The sequence below is a fragment of the Cytophagales bacterium genome, from assembly GCA_019456305.1.
Classification (GTDB): Bacteria; Bacteroidota; Bacteroidia; order Cytophagales; family VRUD01; genus VRUD01.
This window is the reverse complement of sequence record VRUD01000014.1, coordinates 1-22,017: the sequence shown is the minus strand read 5'-3', so window position 1 is coordinate 22,017 and position 22,017 is coordinate 1. Positions and strand designations below refer to the sequence as shown.

The 22,017-nt window shown below is 34.4% G+C and carries 18 protein-coding genes; 5 read left to right on the top strand and 13 right to left on the bottom strand.

Going from position 1 to position 22,017, the window contains the following annotated elements:
- Nucleotides 1-66: 66 nt before the first annotated feature.
- Nucleotides 67-1,146: a gliding motility lipoprotein GldB gene (locus tag FVQ77_04575; GenBank protein MBW8049609.1), complete on the top strand. Its 1,080-nt coding sequence runs from the start codon at nt 67-69 to the stop codon at nt 1,144-1,146.
- A 104-nt stretch (nt 1,147-1,250) separates the two neighbouring features.
- Here the strand turns inward: FVQ77_04575 and FVQ77_04570 are convergent, their stop codons facing one another.
- The 9 genes from FVQ77_04570 to FVQ77_04530 form a co-directional block, all read right to left on the bottom strand.
- A complete protein-coding gene (locus FVQ77_04570; protein MBW8049608.1) occupies nt 1,251-2,534 on the bottom strand; it encodes a glycosyltransferase family 4 protein in 1,284 nt (427 codons plus the stop codon).
- A gap of 3 nt (nt 2,535-2,537) precedes the next feature.
- On the bottom strand, nt 2,538-4,574 hold the full coding sequence (asnB, locus tag FVQ77_04565) for an asparagine synthase (glutamine-hydrolyzing) (protein ID MBW8049607.1): 2,037 nt from the start codon (nt 4,572-4,574) through the stop codon (nt 2,538-2,540).
- A gap of 124 nt (nt 4,575-4,698) precedes the next feature.
- Nucleotides 4,699-6,120 carry a chromosomal replication initiator protein DnaA gene (dnaA, locus tag FVQ77_04560; protein MBW8049606.1) on the bottom strand — a complete coding sequence of 474 codons (1,422 nt, stop codon included), beginning with the start codon at nt 6,118-6,120 and terminating at the stop codon, nt 4,699-4,701.
- Nucleotides 6,121-6,393: 273 nt separating this feature from the next.
- Entirely contained in the window at nt 6,394-7,395 is a 1,002-nt protein-coding gene (locus FVQ77_04555; GenBank protein MBW8049605.1) for a twin-arginine translocation signal domain-containing protein, read from the bottom strand.
- A 19-nt stretch (nt 7,396-7,414) separates the two neighbouring features.
- The gene (locus FVQ77_04550; protein MBW8049604.1) at nt 7,415-8,398 is read right to left on the bottom strand and encodes a UPF0365 family protein; all 984 of its coding nucleotides are present in this window, start codon (nt 8,396-8,398) and stop codon (nt 7,415-7,417) included.
- Nucleotides 8,399-8,539: 141 nt separating this feature from the next.
- Nucleotides 8,540-9,013 (bottom strand): hypothetical protein, encoded by a 474-nt coding sequence (locus tag FVQ77_04545; protein ID MBW8049603.1) that lies wholly within the window; start codon nt 9,011-9,013, stop codon nt 8,540-8,542.
- A 90-nt stretch (nt 9,014-9,103) separates the two neighbouring features.
- Complete coding sequence (locus FVQ77_04540) at nt 9,104-10,579, bottom strand: proline--tRNA ligase (GenBank protein MBW8049602.1); 1,476 nt, start codon at nt 10,577-10,579, stop codon at nt 9,104-9,106.
- A 21-nt stretch (nt 10,580-10,600) separates the two neighbouring features.
- Entirely contained in the window at nt 10,601-11,188 is a 588-nt protein-coding gene (locus tag FVQ77_04535; GenBank protein ID MBW8049601.1) for an N-6 DNA methylase, read from the bottom strand.
- On the bottom strand, nt 11,185-12,321 hold the full coding sequence (locus FVQ77_04530; protein MBW8049600.1) for a hypothetical protein: 1,137 nt from the start codon (nt 12,319-12,321) through the stop codon (nt 11,185-11,187). Before FVQ77_04530 ends, FVQ77_04535 begins: the two co-directional genes overlap by 4 nt.
- A 301-nt stretch (nt 12,322-12,622) precedes the next feature.
- Between FVQ77_04530 and FVQ77_04525 the strand changes: the two genes are divergently transcribed.
- From FVQ77_04525 to FVQ77_04510, 4 genes are all read left to right on the top strand, one after another.
- Nucleotides 12,623-13,972, top strand: a complete 1,350-nt coding sequence (locus FVQ77_04525) for a hypothetical protein (protein MBW8049599.1) — start codon at nt 12,623-12,625, stop codon at nt 13,970-13,972.
- Nucleotides 13,973-14,030: 58 nt separating this feature from the next.
- Nucleotides 14,031-14,237 carry a type II toxin-antitoxin system HicB family antitoxin gene (locus FVQ77_04520; GenBank protein ID MBW8049598.1) on the top strand — a complete coding sequence of 69 codons (207 nt, stop codon included), beginning with the start codon at nt 14,031-14,033 and terminating at the stop codon, nt 14,235-14,237.
- 82 nt (nt 14,238-14,319) lie between these two features.
- Nucleotides 14,320-15,966, top strand: a complete 1,647-nt coding sequence (locus tag FVQ77_04515) for a hypothetical protein (GenBank protein MBW8049597.1) — start codon at nt 14,320-14,322, stop codon at nt 15,964-15,966.
- Between the two features lie 99 nt (nt 15,967-16,065).
- Nucleotides 16,066-16,293, top strand: coding sequence for a hypothetical protein (locus tag FVQ77_04510; protein MBW8049596.1), 228 nt, complete (start codon nt 16,066-16,068; stop codon nt 16,291-16,293).
- A 265-nt stretch (nt 16,294-16,558) separates the two neighbouring features.
- On the opposite strand, the gene FVQ77_04505 is transcribed toward FVQ77_04510, so the two are convergent.
- From FVQ77_04505 to FVQ77_04490, 4 genes are read right to left on the bottom strand one after another with little or no spacing between them, the layout of a single operon-like run.
- Entirely contained in the window at nt 16,559-17,488 is a 930-nt protein-coding gene (locus tag FVQ77_04505) for a hypothetical protein (protein ID MBW8049595.1), read from the bottom strand.
- 6 nt (nt 17,489-17,494) lie between these two features.
- Nucleotides 17,495-19,555, bottom strand: a complete 2,061-nt coding sequence (locus FVQ77_04500; GenBank protein MBW8049594.1) for a hypothetical protein — start codon at nt 19,553-19,555, stop codon at nt 17,495-17,497.
- Between the two features lie 4 nt (nt 19,556-19,559).
- Complete coding sequence (locus FVQ77_04495; protein MBW8049593.1) at nt 19,560-20,555, bottom strand: hypothetical protein; 996 nt, start codon at nt 20,553-20,555, stop codon at nt 19,560-19,562.
- A 14-nt stretch (nt 20,556-20,569) separates the two neighbouring features.
- A complete protein-coding gene (locus FVQ77_04490; GenBank protein ID MBW8049592.1) occupies nt 20,570-21,928 on the bottom strand; it encodes a site-specific DNA-methyltransferase in 1,359 nt (452 codons plus the stop codon).
- Nucleotides 21,929-22,017: the final 89 nt, after the last annotated feature.

The following is a 22,017-nucleotide window of genomic DNA, read 5'->3' as shown; positions in this document are numbered from 1 at the left end:
TAAATTATAAATTAACACATTTAATTAAAAAATTTATGTGCGGGGTAACCCTTAAACGCTAAAGAAATGAAGCGATCACTATTTTTTTTATTACGCGCTATTCGCAATATGCTCCCGGGTTACCCGGGGAGCTTTGTGCTTTTGGTTTCAACCCTATATGCATGCAGCAGCGAATGTGACAAGGGGCCTGATGTATCAGGTATTGGCATTGAAGTTCATGTTAATCGGCTTGAGCAGGAGATGTTTAACCTCAAATCGAACGATGAGATCGTATCTTTTTTGGATGAAAATTCCTGGTTTTCAGAAAAATACCTAAAAAGATCATCCTATCCCCATGATTCTATATTGATCAATAATATTGAAATACTCATCACTAACGAATATCTTGACACCTTATACCAGGAATGCCAGGAAGTTTTCGGTGATTTTTCAGAACTGAAAAAAGATTTTGAAAGCGTTTTTAAAAATGTAAAATATTATTACCCTGATTTTTTTACACCTGAAATATACACGGTTGTTACCGGTTTCGGATTAGCAGGGTTACAGATCAATATTCCCACCAATGATCTCTTTGTTTCTGATAGCGTAATAATTATCGGGATAGATTATTTCCTTGGGGAACAGGCGAGATGGAGGCCACCGACCGAACAAGGATTCTATGAATATATTGTAAGAAGGTTTACCAAAGAATATATTGTACCTTATAGCGTGATGTCAATCTCAAAAAGCTACAATAAAACAGACTTTTTAAATTCAACGCTGTTAGCAGCAATGATATATTATGGTAAATTATATTATTTTACAAAACAAATACTTCCCTGTATTGAAGATAGTATTATCATTGGTTATACCAGCCGGGAGTTAAGTGATTGTTATGAAATCCAGGATATTATCTGGACACATTTTATCAAAAGAGAATTATTATACCAAACCAATCCGATGATAATTACAAAATATACAGGTGAAAGGCCATATACGGCTGAAATCGGAAAGGTATGCCCTGGCAGAATTGGCAGGTGGCTGGGTTGGGAAATTATAAAAAAATATATGATCCAAAATACAGATGTGACTTTGCAGGATTTAATGGAAGATACAGATGCACAAAAAATCTTTACGTTGTCAAAGTATAAGCCGGGCAGAATGTAGTAATTCAATGGTAATTCAGTGGTAATTCAATGGTTATGCAATAATTGACAACCGTATAACGATTTGAATAAAAGGCGTTTTAATGTTTTTTATTTTTTGTTGTATTACAGCGAAGCATCTGCTTGCAATACCAAATCAGGAGCTATAAGCTTATTAATCCCGCCATAGGCGGGATTAGCAACCATCGGTATTTTGGTATCGGTAATAAATAATCTTAAAAATCGTTTCGTTAACATTTCTCTCGAAAATTTTGACTCAGCTAATTTCCTTGCATTATTTCTGCCTTGTAACAACAATTCACTATTCTGTAGAAAAGGAGTTATTTTCTTGATAAATTCTTCTGGTTTTTCCGGGTCACAATAAAATCCACAGTGATTATTTTCGATCAACTCTTTTATCCAGCCCTGGAAATTTACTATACACAAACTGCCTGAGGCAATTGCATCAAAAAATTTATTGGGGCTGCTGCTTTTTATTACAGGTATTTTAACAAAAGATATAAAGACAGCATCAGATATATTTAATAGCTCTTTCAGATTTTCTCTATTGAGAAATTCTAAAAATTTTAGGTTGTTAAGCGCTGATTTTTGAGCGGATCTTTGGATATTTTGCATTTCTGCACCCTTCCCCGCGATAATAAAAAGAATATCATTTAATCCTTTTTCTTTGCAGACTCTGACAACATCCAGCATATAAGATAGCTGATTGACCCTGCCAACAGCCCCAAAATAGGTGATGACAAATTTTCCTGAAACATTGTATTTATCAACCAATCCTTCATCTTTTTGCCCCCTGCCTGTGGCGGGATTAAAAAAATTGCAATCACTCATGTTTGGGATCACTATTACGGATTTTTCAGGCACTACCTTTAATATGCTGTCTTTAATACCTGGTGAAAGGGCAATTATACTTTCAGCATTAGAATAAATATATTTTTCTAAGCTGAACAATAACTTTTTAATAATATTATTTTTGATAACGCCTATTTGTATGGGAGCTTCGGGCCATAAGTCCCTGACTTCAAAATAATAGGGCATTCTCCTGTATTTTTTCAGCAGCAATCCGATCACACCTACCGTTAAGGGCGTAGAGGTGATATAGCAATAGTTGATATTTTGGATAGATTTAGAAACATTGTATGCTTTATAAATAAATTTAATAAAGGCAAGCATCCTGCTGAAAAAACCTAACCCGTTATCATAATAAACCGGCAGATAATGAACATTTATACCATCAATATTTTCACATACGTAACCTTTCCCGTTATATGCAGTGACCATTTCAACTTCACATCCGTTATTAACCAGCGTTTTCGCCAGGAAATAAGAACGCAGAGGACCGCCTTGAGAAGGTGTTCGAAAATATTGATGTATGTATAGGATCTTCATAAATTAATTAAATTCTTTTTCCAACCATTTTGTCAGTACAAATAAAGACCAGAGTTCGGTTGAATAATCTCTTTTATTTTTTAAATGAGTGTTGATCATTTCACACGTTTTATTATAATCAACGTACTGGTAAATAAGATGTTTTTTTTTCAACATAGTATCACTGACCCACCTACATTTTTTTTCTTTTAACCAGCTTCCAAAAGGCATACCAAAACCTTCTTTACGTCTTTTTACATATTGTCTTCCATTTTTATTATTTAATATCTTTTTCAATATCCATTTCCTACCATGTTTAAATAATTTTTCAGGCTCAATAGTATTAATAAAACCTGTAAGTTCCATATCTAAATATGGCATTCTCACCTCCAGGGAATGACGCATTGCCATCTTATCTGTTAATGCCAAAACGTCTGATATTAAATACCTTGATCTGTCAAGCTGTAACCCTTTATTGAGATAATAATTAATCTCAAGCAGCCCCCCTAAATCCCCCCAAAGGGGGGACTTACCCACCCCACTTCCCAAAGGGAAAGGGAATGGCAAAGTCCCCCCTTTGGGGGGATTTAGGGGGGCTGTTAGGGGGGCTGTATCAAACCCTTCTGCTGAGGTAAAATTAACAAATGTTTTACCAGGGTCTTTATCTATTTGGTGGATAAATTTACTGATCAACCTGAAAGGCTCTCTCAATGGATGATCAAAACCCGTAGGTAAACACCGTGACAATTTACATAAAGCAGGTTTTAACCCCGAGTTGATCAGGGACAATTTATTTCGATTTCGAAGATAGAAATACCAGGCAGCGTGCCGGTTGTATCCGGCAAACATTTCATCAGCTCCGGCTCCTGATAACACAGTAGTTATAAAGTTTTTTGTTTCTTCCGATAAGATATATGTGAGCAGAGCAGCCCCGTCAGCAATTGGTTGGTCCAGCGAAACGATCAATTTATCAATATAGTCCATAATAGAACTGTCTATATTTATATGGTGATGATCGCTTTTGTATTGTTGGGCAGCAATTCCGGCAAAGTAGTGGTCTTTGGTGCCAAACGAGTCTTTATCGTTTGTGTTTCCAATAGTAAAAGAGGGAAAGTTTTTAATTCCTAATTCATTGATAATGGCAAGCAGTAAAGTAGAATCTACGCCTCCACTGAGAAAAATACCTGCAGGCACGTCAGCTCTCAGGTGCTTTTCTACTGAATTGATGAGTAAAGTTTCTGTTTTATTTATGATCTCTTTTGATGACAGCCCCCCTGCCTCCCGCAGTGCTGGCTCGATGTCCACTGGACATCGTCCTCTCCCGAGTACTCGGGAGGACTTCCCGACCCCACTGCCCAAAGGGAAAGGGGATGGCAAAGTCCCCCCTTTGGGGGGATTTAGGGGGGCTTGTTTTATGTAATGCCCCTCTTCCAATTCATAGATATTTTGGTAGAATGTTTCGGGTTTACAGGCAAATTTGAAGCTTAAGTAATGTGGGATTTGTTTTGAGTTAAGTTTTTTTTTTACCAGATTGGTAGACAAAATACTTTGTATTTCTGATGAGCAGATAAAATAATTTTCATCTTCATAATAATATACCGGCTTCATACCAAAGCGGTCTCTGGCGATAGTTACTTCATTTTTCAACCCATCATAGAAAATAACTCCAAACATTCCATTGAGCATTTGCAATGCATCAATATTGTATTTTATTAACAGGTGTAATAAAACCTCCGTATCAGATGTGGTCTTTAATTGTACATCTAAATTCTTTTTTAATTCCAAATAATTGTAGATCTCTCCGTTAAAAGAAATAATATATTTGCCGCAAGGCGAGATAAAAGGCTGGTTGGCCAGATCGCTTTTGTCAATTATTTTGAGGCGGTTATTACCAATATAGATGGTCTGTTGAAGTGAATCAGCAAAGCGTGATTTAATAAAGTTTGTCGCATCAGGACCTCTGTGGCAGGTTACTGAATTCATTCTAATGATATAACGCTCATCAATATTCGATCTTTTGTCAATAATAAGGTTGATCCCACACATTAGCGCATAGAGCATGGCGCATAGCGTATTGCGTTCTGCTCCTCAAAGAGTTTTTTGAAATCAGTTATTGTTGTGCGTAGCACAAAGAGCAAAAGCCAAAACGTGGAACGCTATGCGCTTTGCTCTATTCGCTTTGCGCTCAAATAGATTTTAATTGAAGTTTTTTCTGAAGTTCGTTAAAAGCTACTTTAAAATGCCTGTCTGTAGTAAGCATATCATTAACACATTGGATAGCATGGAGAACAGTGCTGTGGTCTCTTCCGCCAAAATGCTCGCCTATTGATTTAAGTGAAAGATTGGTGTATTCTTTAGCGAAATACATGGCCGTTTGTCTTGCTATTACGATTTCTTTTTTCCTGGTTTTAGCAGACAGATCGTCAACATCTATATTGGAAAATCTGGCAACAGATTTCTGGATAAAATCAATGCTGACATCTTTTACGATATCTGTAACGATGTTTTGCAGTATTCGTTTGGTAATTTCAAGGTCAATTTCCTTTTTATTCAGAGATGATTGAGCCATCAATGAAATGATCGCACCTTCCAGGTCCCTGATACTTGTATCTACACTATGGGCGAGGTATTCTACCACATTATCAGGGAAATTGATACCGTCATATTGAATTTTTCTTTTTATGATCGCAAACTTGGTTTCAAAATCAGGTTGCTCCAGATCTGCAATCAATCCCCATTTAAACCTTGAGATCAACCGTTCCTTAATTCCTACCAGATCTTTAGGAGGAGCATCGCTTGTAAGAATGATCTGTTTACGTGCATTATGCAAATCGTTAAATATATGAAAAAATATTTCTTGTGTCCCTTCTCTTCCTGACAGGTTATGTATATCATCTAAAATCAGCACATCTATCTGCAAATAAAAATTAATAAAATCCTGTGAATTGTTGCTTTTTACTGAAGTTATATATTGATTGAAAAAATTGTCAGAAGACAGGTAAAGTACAAGTTTTTCAGCATCATTCTGTTTTATTTGATTACCGATAGCCTGGATAAGATGCGTCTTCCCCAGCCCGGGAGCGCTATGGATCATTAATGGATTAAAGGCGGTAGTGCCGGGTTTTTCAGAAATACGTTCACCGGCAACACGTGCAAGGCGGTTGCAATCACCTTCTAAAAATGATTCGAAATTTTTATGGGGGTTAAGATTCGAATCAAACTTACTTTTATTAATATTTTTATACGCAAAAGGATTACTAACCACCTTTTGTTTCACCTTGACGTTTGAATAATTTTGGAAAGAATCTCCGGCAGGTAAATTAATTGTATAAGGCTTGTGGGTGGTATCTCCTTTATCTACTACAACAGAATATTCGAGCCGCCCTTCCTGTCCTAACTCCTGATGAATTGCTTTTTTCAGAATGTGGACATAGTGCTCTTCAATCCATTCATAGAAAAATCTGCTGGGAACCTGGATCGTGAGCACATTATTATCCAATTTGACAGGCACAATAGGTTCAAACCAGGTTTTGAAATTTTGTTCATTGACATTCTCCTTTATCATTTGGAGACAATTATTCCACACTGTTTTACGCTGCTTGTGCATGATTCATAATAGGTTTCTAAACGGAGTAAATAATGCTTAAAAAGAGCAACAATTTTAATAAAAAACAAATTTTAATAAAAGTTTTTTTAAAAATAATTTTTAATGAGTATCCGTTTGTTTATACCTAACTGTTTTCTTGACTGCATGGCTGCATGATTGCATGACTGCATGCATCCATGCAACCATGCAATCATGCTAATTAAAATTATTAGGTACCTGCCTGCTATGTTAAAGCCAGTGGGTGGCGGGCAGGTAAAAAAGCGAACAGTCATTTTATTTTTTTATAACATTCAAAACCGAGCCTTTGGGAGTCTTATTTTTTGATCTTTTTTGAAAAACATAATCAATTCTTCCAATCTTAATACCGGCCCAACCAGCTTGGTTTATCAGTACATTTTTACCAGAAGGTGATTGCATTACTGTGGGTTTATCAAGAAATGTGTGCGTATGCCCGCCAATGATCAGGTCTATCCCTTCGACTTTTTGGGCAATTACCTGGTCAGATATTTTGTCAGATCCATATTTGTAGCCCAAATGTGACAGGCATATTATCAAGTCGCATCTTTTGCGTTTTAATTCCTGAACCATTTCTTTTGCTGCATCAATTGGATCGAGGTAGATAGTTTTACCGTAGAGTTTTTCATTAACCAAACCCTTTAATTCAATTCCTAAACCAAAAACGCCAACTCTGACATCTCTTTTTTCAAAGATCCTGTAAGGATGAAACTTATCTTTCAATATTGTTTTTGAAAAGTCGTAATTGGCAATTAGAAAAGGGAAGGCGGCATGAGGTAATTGTTTTGCCAAACCTTCCAGCCCATTGTCAAATTCGTGATTGCCCGGAACAGCGGCATCATAACCCATTTCACTCATCAACCTGAACTCCAGTTCGCCTCCGAAATAGTTGAAATAGGGAGTCCCCTGGAAAATGTCTCCTGCATCAAACAAGAGCACATTCGGTTGCTGTTCCCTGATCTTTTTGATTATGGCTGCCCTTCTTGCCATACCGCCCATGCCGCCATACTTTGGGGTATCTTCAGGAAAGGGTTCAATGCGGGAATGCAGGTCATTGGTATGGAGGATGGTTAGTTTTACTATATCCTTTCCCGATAAAAATGGGATTGACTCACCCGGAAGATCACCTGCCTGCGCCCAGGCTCCCACCTGCCATAGGCCTTGGGCGGGCAGGTTGGCAGGTAGGTAAGGTATATAAGATAGGCCAACTGCTGCTGTCCCAACTAAAGTTTTTTTGACAAATGATCTTCTGGTGAGCATTTTGCAACTTCATAGCCTTTTATTTATCAGACTCCTTAGGCCCTTTCTTCGTACCGCCAATGGAATCTCTCATGCCCGTATCTGCTTCTATATTTTTCATTCTGTAATAGTCCATGATCCCGAGGTTACCTTTTCTGAATGCTTCTGCCATAGCTTTAGGTACCTCTGCTTCAGCTTCAATTACTCTAGCGCGCATATCCGCTGCTTTTGCTGTCATTTCCTGTTCAACAGCAACAGCCATTGCTCTTCTTCCTTCTGCTTTTGCCTGGGCAATTTTCTTATCTGCCTCTGCCTGGTCAGTTTGTAATATGGCGCCTATATTTTTCCCTACATCCACATCAGCAATATCAATGGATAGTATGGCAAAAGCAGTGCCTGCATCCAGCCCTTTGTTCAGAACCAGCTTTGATATCTTATCAGGATTTTCAAGTACTGCCTTATGGCTTGCAGAAGAGCCAATGGAGGTAACAATTCCTTCACCAACTCTTGCCAGAATGGTATCCTCACCCGCTCCGCCTACCAATTGGGCAAGGTTTGCCCTTACCGTTACTCTTGCTTTTGCGATCAATTGAATTCCGTCTTGCGCTACGGCTGATACATCAGGTGTATTGATCACCCGGGGATTAACAGAGGTTTGCACCGCTTCAAAAACATCCCTTCCTGCAAGGTCTATGGCTGTTGCTTGTTTGAAATCCAACTCCAAATTTGCTTTGTCAGCCGATATTAATGCCTTAACAACAGAAGGTACATGACCTCCTGCTAAATAGTGTGTTTCCAGGTCTGTGGAGGTAACATTTAAACCTGCTTTTACGGCAGTGATCAAAGAGTTAACAATTACACCCGGAGGCACTTTACGTATCCTCATAAATACCAGTTCAAACAAACCGACACGGACACCGGAAAAAATAGCCGTGATCCAGAGACCTATTGGAACAAAATAAAGGAATATAAAAAAGCCAATTATTCCAGCTATTATTACGAGTATTAATATTTGTATAGGCATTTTTAGATTATTTTAAAGGTTTATTTTTATAAAATTTGATCCATGATTATTTTTACGCCCGCAATTAAAACAAATTCTTCATCAAAATTATAAAGTTCTACCTTTTTATTTTTATGATGATAAATGGATACAGATTTATTATTATATTAATGGTTCAACAATAATTTTATTTCTTTCGATTTTGATTATCCTGATCTTTTTATCTGCTACAAGATAAGCGCTTAAAGTCGTAACTTCAAAAATTTTTTCATTGAATTCTGCTTTTCCTATTGGTCTTAAGGCAGAAGTTGTTTTACCAACATCCCCAATTGATAGCTCCGCTTTTTTACCTTCATTGACCTTACTTTTAATAGACCCTTTTAATGCAAACCTGTTCCATGTCCCTGATTTGAAACTTATTATCAATATAACGACTGTAACGATAAATGTTACTGCTAATAATATATGCCCCGTTTGATTCCCGAAGTTATCATAAGCTAAATAAATACCGCCAACGGCACACAAAAATCCTACGATCCCTACTACTGTGGTTCCCGGAACAAAGATCACTTCAATAATAATGAGCACAACCCCTATAAGAACCAGTACTATTACACTTATCAGTTCTATTGTCATTGGAATGGGCAAAGTTAATAAAAAGTTGACAGTTAACAGTAGACAATTGTCAATAGTTACCAATTGTCAATTGTCTACTGTTAACTGATTTCAATACGCTTTTGCAAAAATAACCCTTTTCTCAGATGTCATTCCCGAATAAATACATTTCCCTTTTTCATTCTGTCCATCCATCAAAATACACCGGATGGTTGCTTTTGTTTCCTCCTGTATTTTCTGTTCTGTTTCAGTTGTGCCGTCCCAGTGTGCTAATATAAAACCTCCTTTATTCTGTATAACTTCTTTAAATTCTTTGTAGGAATCAACGCTTGTGGTCTGTTCTTCGCGAAAGGCAAGCGCTTTATCATAGATATTTTGTTGAATTTCCAGCAGCAGTTTATCAATTTTTTCAGCCAAATTATCAGCATTATAATTTTCTTTTTCCATGGTATCCCGTCTTGCAACTTCTGCTGTATTGTTTTTAAGGTCTCTGGGTCCGATAGCAATCCTTACAGGCACCCCTTTAAGCTCATATTCAGCAAATTTCCAACCTGGTTTATGGGTATCTCTGTCATCATATTTCACTGATATACCTTTATCCCGGAGCGATTTTATGATCTTACTTGCTTTTTCACCAATAGCTGCCAGTTCCTCCGCACTTTTATATATAGGAATTACCACTACCTGAAAAGGTGCAAGTAAAGGCGGCAATACCAAACCATGGTCATCGCCATGAGCCATGATCAGCGCACCCATAAGCCGGGTACTTACCCCCCAGGAAGTGCCCCAAACATAATCAGTACCGCCTTGCTGTGTGGCAAACTTTACATCAAAAGCCTTGGCAAAGTTTTGTCCAAGAAAATGGGATGTGCCCACCTGCAATGCTTTGCCGTCCTGCATCAATGCTTCTATGCAATAAGTATCAACAGCGCCAGCGAATTTTTCATTTTCAGTTTGTTTGCCTTTAAGCACGGGCATTGCCATGTACTTTTCTGCAAATTCAGCATATAAGCTCAATATTTTTAGTGTTTCTTCAACGGCTTCATTTTCAGTAGCATGTGCTGTATGCCCTTCCTGCCATAAAAATTCGGTAGTGCGCAAAAAAAAGCGGGTTCGCATTTCCCAACGCACTATATTAGCCCATTGGTTTATCAATATAGGCAGATCCCTGTATGATTGTATCCAGTTTTTGTAGGAATTCCAGATAACGGTCTCTGAAGTAGGCCTTATGACCAATTCTTCTTCTAACTTTGCTTCGGGGTCAACAACCAGGCCGCTGCCATCTTCAGCATTTTTCAGCCGGTAATGCGTTACTACAGCACATTCTTTTGCAAAACCTGCTACATGTTCTGCTTCTTTGCTCAGATAAGATTTAGGGATAAGCAATGGAAAATATGCATTGGAATGTCCTGTATCTTTAAACATTTTATCCAGGATAGATTGCATTTTTTCCCAGATAGCAAAACCATAAGGCTTGATAACCATACACCCCCGCACCACAGAATTTTCAGCCAGGTCAGCTTTTTTTATCAGTTCGTTATACCATGCGGAAAAGTCTTTATTTTTATCTGGTAACGCTTTGCTCATTTTATGTATATTAGCATTTTATTATTCGTATTCTAATTTCATGTACTTTCTTGTTGCTCCGATTCCTTCTCCTTGGAGGTTTGATAGGTCAACGACAGCTCCGTACTCAATAAATATGTCGTAGAATTTTTCGTAGTTCTGTCCCCAGTAAATCATTGCACATGCCATAGGTGCACCTTTGCCGGCACCTGAACCATTTTCAAGGAATTTAAGTCTTGTGTCATAGAGAAAACAAATGGCTCTTGCTTGTCCAAAAACGCTTTGTTTCCAATGACCTGTATTTGTCGCTACTGGAACTAAAGCCAATATTTCAGAACCATATTTCTGATGAGTCAAAGCACACTTAGCTAACCAATTCTTTATTGTTGTTCTTTTTTCTCTGTCAGCGCCATATGGTGGATTCATATAAATTGTCGGGTAGTTCCAATCTTCTCGAAGTCCGTCAATTTGAGGCAGCATGAATTCTGTTTCAGCCTGAACTATAGAGTACTCATTTGAGCAAGGGTCTAATGTAATTGAGCCACCAAACAAACGCTTAATAGCATTTACATATTTAAGGGGAGTTCCCCATGTTTGACTTTGAGAATTTACTGTTCTTCCTGCGCTCATAGTATTTCTTTCCAGTTTTTGGAACGTAACTCTTTCAGTTCGTCCTTTAGTTCTGTTATTGATTTCCTCTCTGGTGCTATGATATTAAACCAACCTTCAATTTCATTCAATTTGTCAGAGAAGTATTTGAGCAACACAGTGTCTGCTTCAAAATCCATTTTGACTTTTGTAAAAACATTCCGCTTTTTATTAGCAGAATAGCTGTTTTTGAATGCTTCTTGTACTTTGATGTATTCTTGAGTTGGATTAAGTAATAGCTCATCAATGAATTGAGCCAATCCATTATCTGTCAAGAAAATAAGCCAATCGTAGGACTGAGCTAAAACTTTCAATTCTTTGTTGTGATTGTCTGCCGTAAACCAATTTCCATGATTGCTAACCACTCCAACGGTTAGGATGAATTTTTGTAGTAATTCGGTGTCGTCAGAGTAAATGATTTCCTCAATCAACTCAATGTAAGGCTTAATGTATGGTTCGTTGTCAGAGCGGTAAATTATCCCATATTTTTCTCCCGTGTCCGTCCTGATTTTTTGTAGTGAGGATGCAGTTCTTGCAACGTATGCTCCCTGTTTTGCTTTTTCAATAGTTTGGGGTCCTTTTTTGTTGCCTTCCTCAACCCCTACCCTTTTGCATTCAAAAAATGCATAAGGTTTTTGCATTTGCTCATATACTAATAGTTCATGCTCTTGTTGTCCAACGGTTTTAAAACTGGTCAGTAAAAATGAGTCGTTTGATTCGCCAATTGTACAAGCGTTACGAAGAATGTTATGCTTGTCGAGAAGGTTGTTGTTCTTTTTCTCAAACTTTGAAATATTGGCTTCTTGTTCTAAAGCCTTTAAAATCTTAGTTGCTGTAATCGAGTTACCATCATTGGTAACAGTAATTTCATGCTCCTTGGTTATCGGATGTAACGAGTACTCAACATTATGTGCTATATCTTCGTTTCCATACTCAACAAGTCCTCTTTCTATAGAAGTCGAGTTATTAAAGCCCCAGGTCTTTAGGAGATAATAGTTAATGATTTCAACCATTGTTCCAAGTGCTCTGCCTGCTGCTTTTTTCTTGTCCTGCGTGTAGTGGAACACTTTTTCTCCAAGAGCGTTCTGTAATTTATCTACTGAATCGTATGCCATTTGTTTTACAAAGTTATCTGTTCTGTTGTTATTTTTTGCATGTTGTCTAACTTTATAATTTAAAACTCGTAACTTTATTAACACTTGATTCAGTTGTAACTCAATTGTAATTCTATCGGATTACCCTCGAATTACCATTGAATTACCATCGAATTACTATTGAATTATATTTTTGGTACGGGTTTTGTTTAACATTATTTTATGATGATAATTTGAACTTCCAAAGATAAGTTATTTAATTTGTATATTAAACTTAATTTGTTGTATTTTGTCAAATATTTAATACTAAACTTATATAATTATGAAAACTACAAATTTACTTCGTTCGCTGGTAGTCATATTTGGCTTTTCCCTTTGGGGTTGTGCCGGCAGTCAAAACACACAAACAACTGAAAATGACGACCTTTACTATTCTTCAAAAGACAGAACAGTAAAAATAGAAAATAAAACCAGCCAGGATGCTTCTGCAAACTCAAAAAGCAGTGATCCTGATAATTATACTTCTAAAACCGCCAACCCTGATTATTCAGATGGCGGTGATTATGGAAGCGATTATTATTATGATGATCATGATTATTATTATGCTTCCAGGATAAGAAGATTTAACAGTTCTTATTGCGGCTCTAACTATTATTCCCCTTACTATACAGATTACTACTGGTATAATTCTGACCCCTATTATTATGGCTCAAGCATTTATGCTCCTACTTATACCTATTATCCCGGTTATTACAGCTACCATCATCACCCATCTATAACATTTGGTATAGGCTATTCGTGGGGCTGGGGAAGTGTATGGTATTCAAACCCCTATTATTATCCCGGAAATTATTATTCTCCCTACGGATATAACAGCTATTATTCCGGCTACAACAATGGATATTATGACGGGTATTATAGTGGATCTTATAGCGGATATTCAGGTGGTAAACAATCCAATGTGTACTACGGGCCACGAAAGGGGAGAAGTAATGTAATCGTTAGCAGCAATAACAGCCCTGGCCGCCCTGGTGTAGGGAATAACTCCGGAGGAAAGATCAAGAACGATGATGGAATAATTATTAGTAAAGATGATGATATGAAACGTCCCAAAGGCCTTAATAACACCGGAGTAAATACAAATGCTAATTCATACAGCATCAAACCGAAAGAACCATCAATTGATGTTAAGCCGAAAGAATATACTCTTAGTGATAAGCCAAGAGAATATAATAAGCCCAAAGGCAATATATCGAATGACAGACCTAAAGAATATGATTATTATAAACCAAAAGAAAACACCTCTAACAACAACCCGAAAAACTACAATTTTACTACAAAACCCAGGGATATTAACAGTGGTAATGCTAATTACACCAAAGATCACAATACCAACTATAGCAAGCCAAAGACCGATATGAATAATAATTACAGTAAACCTAAAACACATACTGTTGCACCTTCTAACTACAATAAACCGAGGAATTATGATCATTCTAACTATTCAAAACCAAAAAATAATTTCTCTACACAGCCGAAAAATACTAATACTTCAAGTCCCAGGTCTTATGGGAATACCGGTAATAATACCAGGCCTTCAAACTCGGGCAGCTCTAACAGCTCTAAAAGTGGTACAAAAAATACAAATAAAACTCCAGTGAGGAGGAGATAATTATCTGTATTATTTTATAAATTCAAGTTGACGAGTGAAAGTCAGGGAAATAATTAAATTGAGATATACTGTTATTTACGAACAATGCCCAAAAAGTTGGGGCGCTTATGTTCCTGACCTTCCAGGTTGTGTGGCTGTAGGTGATTCAAAAAATGAGGTTGCAAAATTAATTAAGGATGCAATTGAATTCCATCTTGAAGGGATGAGAAAAGACAATGAGCCTATTCCTGAACCCTCATCTTTTGCTGATGTTGTGTCTGTTTAAAAACTACCTTGAAGTGTATAATAAATTTCATCTAAAAATAGTGTTCAAATGTTCATGTTTTCAAGTGTTCACATAAATTCCCATGAGCACAAGAACACGTAAGCACATGAACGCATTAATGTTAAAAAGATTCCCCATACATTTAACCCCGTTAGATATTTTTTTCAAATACTATAGTAGGTTAAAATGTTATTACTATCTAACGGGGTTAATATCTTTCTTATTCCTGATTTCTGCTTGCCCTGCCCAAAACAGCTCCTCCCAGATTGACCCCGGTGCTTTTGGCTATTACATTGACGCTTTAAGGTATTCCCAGACAAGGTTTGGCGGTACCGCAAGGATACAGGGGATGGCTGGCGCTCAGACTGCACTCGGAGCCGATATGAGCACTCTTGCCGGCAATCCTGCGGGATTAGGCGCTTTTAGACATTCGATCTTTAGCATCACCCCTTCATTAGGATTTGGAAATACAGAATCTGATTTTTGCACTTCAGCCAATTCTTGTACAACAAGTACCGATACAAAATCTAACTTTAATATCAGCAACATTGGAATTGTATTTACAAATTTATCCGATGATGACAGTCCCGGAACCTGGCGCGCAGCTACTTATGGGATCAGTTTTACCAGGTTAAATAATTTTCATAACAGGTTTATTTATGAGGGGGTTAATAAAAACAATTCCATGACCGATTATTTTGTGGAAATTACTAACGGTATTCCTGTGACTGAATTAGACCAGGAATTTGAACAAATTACTTCATTCCAAGGATTAGCATATTGGACGTTTCTTACTAATCCTGACGATTTGGTAAATAATACCTATTATTCATTTATTACCGGAGATACAGTAAGTCAGCAGGAAATTGTTGAAACGACAGGTGCACAAAATCAATGGGATTTGGCTTATGGCGCTAATTATGATGACCAGCTCTTTGTAGGAGCATCTTTGGGTATAGCTTCGATCAGATATATAGAAAAGAAAGAATTCCGTGAAGATGTTATTGCTGATACGATTGAAAATCTAAGATATTTTGTATTAAATGATTACTATAAAACTATTGGTACAGGCATAAATTTAAAGTTTGGTTTGATATATCGCCCATCAGATTTGGTAAGAGCGGGTATATTTATTCAGACTCCTACTTATTATTCAATGACAGATGATTATCAAACTGATATTACTGCCTATTTTGATAATGTATCAATAACGAGTGGTTATGCTTCGATAGAACAACGTTCTCTTGAAGAAGGCACCTTCAGCTACAAACTCACAACACCCTACAGATTATCAGGAGGAGTTGCTCTTTTTGCAGGCAAAAAAGGTTTTCTTTCTACTGATGTAGAATATGTAGCATATAATTCAGCCGATTTAAATGGTGGTGGTTTAACCTTTCAAGGTGATAATAAAACCATCAAAAAACTTTATAAGCCTGCTGTCAACTTAAAAGTTGGCGGTGAACTTAGGTTTGAAATTTTCAGAGTAAGAGCAGGATTTGCACTCTATGGCGACCCTTACAATAATATCGATAATGTTAACCGTAAAAGAACGTACATAACCGGTGGTGTAGGGATGCGTGAAAAAGACTATTTTTTAGATATTGCTTTCGTTACTTCTAAATATAACAGCGCTTATACTCCTTATACGCTAAATGACGGCAGTGAGCCTTTCGCAACAGTAAAAAACAGCTTTACCAGTCTTTTGTTTACGTTTGGGACAGTGTTTTAGAAGGGAAATGGTTATTGTTGGCGGAAGATGGAAAATCGAATAGAAAAAGTTATATTTCATTTACATTTGAAGTTTAAAACTTAATAAACTATTACTAAAATGAAGCTGAAAGAAAAAACGATGGAAATTGCGGTTGCTATGGTGGGAATAGGCCTTACCGTTATTTGGGATTGTATTAGCTTATATGTGGAAAAGCAACGGAGAACTTCAGGAAAATATGCTTGTGAATCAGAAACAAATAATAGAGATTCAGGCAAAAATGATGGAGAGTCAGGCAAAAATGATGGAGAGTCAGGCAAAAATGGGGGAGAATCAGGCAAAATTTAATGAAAGCCAGGAAAACATTATCAAAATCCTTGAACGAATGGATGCAAGAGATGAGAAACAAACAAAGATCCTGGAAGCGATAGAAGGGAAATTATAAAAACGCTAACGGTCTGTGCTATGTTTAGTGCGGGATTAAATTGCACTTCATTTTCAAACCACTACGTTGTTTATTTATATTTATTCACTTTCAAATTCACACTAAAACCCGCATTAAATATAGCCTTTGTTGTGTGCTGGGCATTATTGCTTAATAACAAATTTCCTTTTATGGAAACTCAAAAGTATATTTCCAAGTTCTTTTTACTCCTATAGCATGTTTTGTTGCATAGGTATTACTATAAGGGAAAATTATATTAAGAGGCTTTGTTTTATAGTTCCATAGAAAATATAGAGCCATCCCAATTGTTTGCGGTTTTGTTGACAAAGGACTTAAGTATATGTTGGTTGAATTTGGATTTTCATTAATTATTTCACTTATAATTTGAGCTGTAATAAAAGGATCATTTGCTGGTGAAAATTTAAATATTTTATTTTCACCTATGGACTCCTTTACGTTTTCAATTTTAAGAATGCTTTCTTGATACATATCTGGTTGTAATGAGGGAAAACCTAAAATGAAATACCTTTTTTTACATTTACTTTTATTTTGAGCGATTTTTGCTATTAAATTATCATCGTATCCTGCTGCGATTATTAAAACATCGTTATCAGTATTAGGATTAATAATTTCAGAACTATATCCTTCAATAGTTCGAATCTCATCTATAAAACCTGAAAAAGTTGTTTCATCAGCATCCTTATATTGTTTTGGCTCAGTATATATGAAATCTACCTTCTTAAAGCCTTTATATGATAAAAATCTAATCAAGAATAATAGGTGAGGTCTTATAAAGCCGGTAATATCAATACAGAGTCTAATATTTGTGGAATAGTTCCAATTCTTGAAAAAATCAATAAAAAAATCATCTTCTTTAAATTCATTTTTAAAATAAGTATTTGAAGTTGGTAATTCCTGTTTTTCTATATTTTTATGTTGAGGAAAAACTATCCATTTTTTTTCTGACGCATTGATTTTTTCAAATATTTGTTTTGTCCTATCACAATTATCAAAAGCAGAAATATAAAGGTCATATCCAGCAATAGATTCTATATTCCCATCTGGAAAACTTTCTTTATATAGAATTGAAAAATCCATAATTTTTTATTCATCAAAAAGATTTGATTGGGTACTATGAACTTTAATATTGCAAAAAGGTGCATTTAGAGTTTGTTTCTTCTTCTTTAGTAAACTGTTAAAATTTCCATGAAAACCAGGATTAAATATTGCGTTTAACATTTCTTTGTTTAAAGATGCTACACCTCTTCTAATTGTTGGCAAATTCCATAATGGTGCAATAGTTTTATTTAATTGATAAACTTTTTCCTTTCTGCCAGAATTCTTTTCTTTTCTTCCATTATCTATTTCTATTATTAAAGAATGGAGGTTTGCCTTATCAATATATTCTTTTGCTAAATCAGATAGAATCTCAAATTTAAAATTGAAACAAGAAACGGAAGTTTCAGAAGGTTTATCTGAAAAACGATATACTCTAAATAAATCAGCTAAGTTGTTTATTGATTTATAAATATTCTTACCCATTTCGCCAATAATCTCAGCATCTTCATAAAACCATTTAGCTGTTTCAAATACACCTTGAAACTGTGATTCTAGGGATATCTTTGAACCTTCATTAAGTGGTTTCTCCCCCCTAAGCCACGATTTTTCTATTATTATCTTTAAAATTAATAGAAGAACTCTTGGATTCCCCCATGAAATATCTATAAAATTATCAATTCCAGAATAACAGGTATTTTTTATATTGTTTTCAGAAGCTAATTGAGCTAACAAATCTAATCTATATTTTTGCTGTATGTTATCAAAATCACTCGGAATTTTTTTTAAAAATAGTTCAAATTGAGAATTAATTTCATTTGCACAATCAAGAAGATTTGAATTAACCTTTGCTTTACTCCATTTTTGATAGAAAAAAAATAATTTATACTTTTGATATAAAGGGTTATTATCAGTTTTGTGTAATAGTAAATCAATAATTTCTTGCAATTGTTCTTTTTTTGAAATCCCATAAACACATTTATTGTTAAAACCATCATTTAATCTTTGATTCAGATTTTTGATATGTCTATAATTACCTTCGGGGTATTTTGCTCTTAATTCATTAATTAGTATTTCATCAGTGTATTTCACAAATTTTTCTTTAAAAGCATTTTCAATGTCATTTTTTTCTATATTTTGCTTTTTATCACTATAAAATTTTGACAGTCTGTTTACAAATAAATTCTTGGCAAAATTTTTATAGTGTGCTTCATTTTGTCTGAAAAAAACATCTAATTCAACTGGTTGGAATTCAGAGCCAGGTCTTATAGGTTCATTTGATTTTGTCTTTCTTGTTGTATACCCATACTTACGGGCACCTATCCAAAAAGTACATGGTGTTTTCTTGTCAAAAACTAATGAGTTGACAAATATCTTTTGTGATTCAAAAAGCGTTTCATATTGATCTAAAATATAAATGAATTTAATATATTTAAACTTACTTATAGTTTCACCTATTATTTTAGGAATACCAAATAATAAATCTCCTGGTGAAAATAGAATTTTCACCAATTTATAATCTAACTCACGTTTAAATGAGGCATTCACTACTTCAGAATCTATGTTTTTTCTTAACTTTTTTAAATAATTTTTAATAGAAGAAAAATCGGTTATATCATTAATCTTTGTATGAAAAATGTCCTTGATTTTTTCAGCTAATTCCTCTTTTTTTGAAATAGAAACTTTTATATCCAAAAATATATCTTCGATTGTATTTAATAAATTATCACAAATGTATAATTCAAAATAATATTCAAAAAGATTGTCCCAAATACTATCCACTATCCCTTTTCCTTTAAATCTACTTGCATCTATACCACCGGCACCTGAATATATCCCAATATATTTATCTTCAGCAAGTATCCTGCTTGTATTATTTTCATATCTTATTTTCTGTAATGGAAATGAAAAATACCTTAGCAGATGTGTTTTTCCACATCCTTTATTCCCCAGTATATACTTAGGCATATATTCATTAGGATTCAGCATATTAAATACAGCGTTATCATTACCGAAACTAAAATCAATCCAATAATCATTTATTTCAATATCTGTAAATTCTGTAGCTTTAGTAATTCCAAAAGGATTCTGTAAAATTTTATTTTCCATAATATTAATATATTTTATGGTATCTTTTAAATATCTGTTTCCAATTATTAACATCACTCCAAAATATAGGCAAGGTATTGTCTGGAGTATTGTGAAAAAGACCTAATAAGAGTTGGCCATCTTTATATCCCAAAGGGTGACTACTAAAAAGCCTTTTACCATATGAATGACAAAAACCTCTAGTAAAATCCTTTTCAATACCATTAATGATTTTTGAATAATATCTCGAATTATCAGAAAAACATTTAAACGACTCATCTAAAGTAAAAATAGTCTCTATATTATTGAATTTTGTGTGTTTTTTAACAGCATTAAGACCATGTTCGGTAGAAAAAAGCACTAAATAATTAACTTCAATATCCGGTTTAATTTTTTTTATTTTTTCAACAATGTCTCTTGAATAGTCAATAGCTTGTGTGCCGCTTCCACAAAAATCATCTAAAAAAATATACCGATTAACACCTTGATTTTTTATTTCTGTTTTTAAATATTCCCTTTGTTTACCATTCTCATCTTTATCCTTGATTAATTTTGAATTAAAAATTTCATGTGTATTAATGAAATTTTCTTTACTTAAATTATTTTCTTGTCTGAAATAATATAATAGATGAATCCCACTTTCAGAAGGATTACCCATTCCTAAAAATTTGGTTTTTTTTAATTCTGCTTTAAATTGATTATTGATAAAATCTGTATCTATAAGATCTTTATTGTTCTTTCTTATGGCTTCAACAATGGGATATTTAAATAAATCTCTGTACACGCTTTTTAATAATTCTCTTAATTCAATATTACCAAAATACATGAATTTAGATAATAAATATAAAGCATTTATTTGTTCTTTTTCTTGTATTACTTGTCTGTTATTATTAAAATTAGTTAACCATATTTCATGAATACTTTCTTCTAATTTATCTTTCCATATAGTAGAATAATAAATCATTATTTTGTCGCATAGTTTATCTTTTAATGGTATTTTTTCGTAATTTTTTATTGCCATCTTATTTTCGTTTATTATTTTTTAAATACTAAAATCCATTCCCTAGAGATAATATCTGCAGTTTTATTGCGCTTAGTCATCAGTCCGTATGATTTAATATCATCTATGAGCTTAAACTCTAAACTAAGTTTTCTTGAAATTAAATATTCAGTTAAATATTGTTGCGTGTTAAATTCAAAATTACTCACTTTATTGTTTCCAACAATTAATATAAGGTACGAATTTTTCTTTAGAACACGAATAGATTCATTTAAAGCAGGCATTAATTCTATTAAGTAGTTTCCAACAATATATGCTCTAAGTTTATTAATAGAATATACTTTTTCTAATAGCATATCTGCACTACTAATGCCTGTTTCGATTTTTTTTAGTTCATATTTATTGTAATTCTCTCTGCCAATATTTTTTTTATCTAAAAATTTCAATTCATTTGGCTTTACCATTCCTATCCACCCTAAATTTAAACTTGAAGAGCGAATATATTTTTGGGCACCAGCATAAGGCGGAGATGTAATAATTAAATCAACGGATTCATTCTCAATGCGTTCGCTCACTCCAATACCTTTTGTTAATTTTCTTGCATCATCTGAAATAACTTTAGCATTAACTTTATTATAAAACCTTTGAAGATTACTAATGCGATGAATATTATTTATGCAAATTGTTTCGAATAACGCAAAAACATCAATAGTTTCGATATCTTTAATTCTTTTTAAAGCCTTTTTGTTTTTGGCACTTCCTTCAGGATATCTTTTAGGGTTTAGTTTTACTGGCACAGCCACTCTAGGATCAGCATAACTAACCTTTTTAACACAATTGGAAAAACAAACTAAAAAGAAATCTTGTATTTCATCATTTGTAGTTTCTTTGATAGCTCTTTTAATTAGTCCTAGTTTTTTTTGATTTTCCAAAGGAAACCAAAAATCCCTATTTATTATATCAGGAATTTCCGGGTTTCTTAATCTTTTGTAGCTTTGAATAATTAGTCCTAAATAATATTGTAATATCTCAGCAGTAAGATAGGTGGTTTTAACTTTCGTAATTAATTGGGCTAAGGGATTCGCATCTGCACCTATTGCATTTCTACCAGAAATCAAAGCCTCTAATAATACTGTTCCTGTACCACAAAATGGGTCTAAAACAACATCTCCCTTTTTTGAAAAATAATTATTATTCAAAAAAAAGTTTGGTATATGTGCTATAAGTTTAGCAGGATAAGAATGAATTAAATGAGTATATTTACCAATATTATTTAGCTTAGGTATTAAGTCTCTAAAACTTATAGGAATAGGTTTATTATTTATAGAATACTCTTTCACAAAATATTCTGAAAGCTTTTCATTAGTATTAAATTTTATTAAATCAATATTCATTATATAAATTATGGTCTAATAGACAAAAGGTGGTTGGTAAAATCACTTCAAAAATAGTAATATTATAAGTAATGTACAAAAAATGTGGG

Bases quoted from the DNA above. Each gene is read 5' to 3' on its own strand.
- FVQ77_04575 (MBW8049609.1), top strand. From the start codon at position 67: ATGAAGCGATCACTATTTTTTTTATTACGCGCTATTCGCAATATGCTC.
- FVQ77_04570 (MBW8049608.1), bottom strand. From the start codon at position 2,534: ATGAAGATCCTATACATACATCAATATTTTCGAACACCTTCTCAAGGC.
- asnB (MBW8049607.1), bottom strand. From the start codon at position 4,574: ATGCTCTATGCGCTAATGTGTGGGATCAACCTTATTATTGACAAAAGA.
- dnaA (MBW8049606.1), bottom strand. From the start codon at position 6,120: ATGCACAAGCAGCGTAAAACAGTGTGGAATAATTGTCTCCAAATGATA.
- FVQ77_04555 (MBW8049605.1), bottom strand. From the start codon at position 7,395: ATGCTCACCAGAAGATCATTTGTCAAAAAAACTTTAGTTGGGACAGCA.
- FVQ77_04550 (MBW8049604.1), bottom strand. From the start codon at position 8,398: ATGCCTATACAAATATTAATACTCGTAATAATAGCTGGAATAATTGGC.
- FVQ77_04545 (MBW8049603.1), bottom strand. From the start codon at position 9,013: ATGACAATAGAACTGATAAGTGTAATAGTACTGGTTCTTATAGGGGTT.
- FVQ77_04540 (MBW8049602.1), bottom strand. From the start codon at position 10,579: ATGAGCAAAGCGTTACCAGATAAAAATAAAGACTTTTCCGCATGGTAT.
- FVQ77_04535 (MBW8049601.1), bottom strand. From the start codon at position 11,188: ATGAGCGCAGGAAGAACAGTAAATTCTCAAAGTCAAACATGGGGAACT.
- FVQ77_04530 (MBW8049600.1), bottom strand. From the start codon at position 12,321: ATGGCATACGATTCAGTAGATAAATTACAGAACGCTCTTGGAGAAAAA.
- FVQ77_04525 (MBW8049599.1), top strand. From the start codon at position 12,623: ATGAAAACTACAAATTTACTTCGTTCGCTGGTAGTCATATTTGGCTTT.
- FVQ77_04515 (MBW8049597.1), top strand. From the start codon at position 14,320: ATGAGCACAAGAACACGTAAGCACATGAACGCATTAATGTTAAAAAGA.
- FVQ77_04510 (MBW8049596.1), top strand. From the start codon at position 16,066: ATGAAGCTGAAAGAAAAAACGATGGAAATTGCGGTTGCTATGGTGGGA.
- FVQ77_04505 (MBW8049595.1), bottom strand. From the start codon at position 17,488: ATGGATTTTTCAATTCTATATAAAGAAAGTTTTCCAGATGGGAATATA.
- FVQ77_04500 (MBW8049594.1), bottom strand. From the start codon at position 19,555: ATGGAAAATAAAATTTTACAGAATCCTTTTGGAATTACTAAAGCTACA.
- FVQ77_04495 (MBW8049593.1), bottom strand. From the start codon at position 20,555: ATGGCAATAAAAAATTACGAAAAAATACCATTAAAAGATAAACTATGC.
- FVQ77_04490 (MBW8049592.1), bottom strand. From the start codon at position 21,928: ATGAATATTGATTTAATAAAATTTAATACTAATGAAAAGCTTTCAGAA.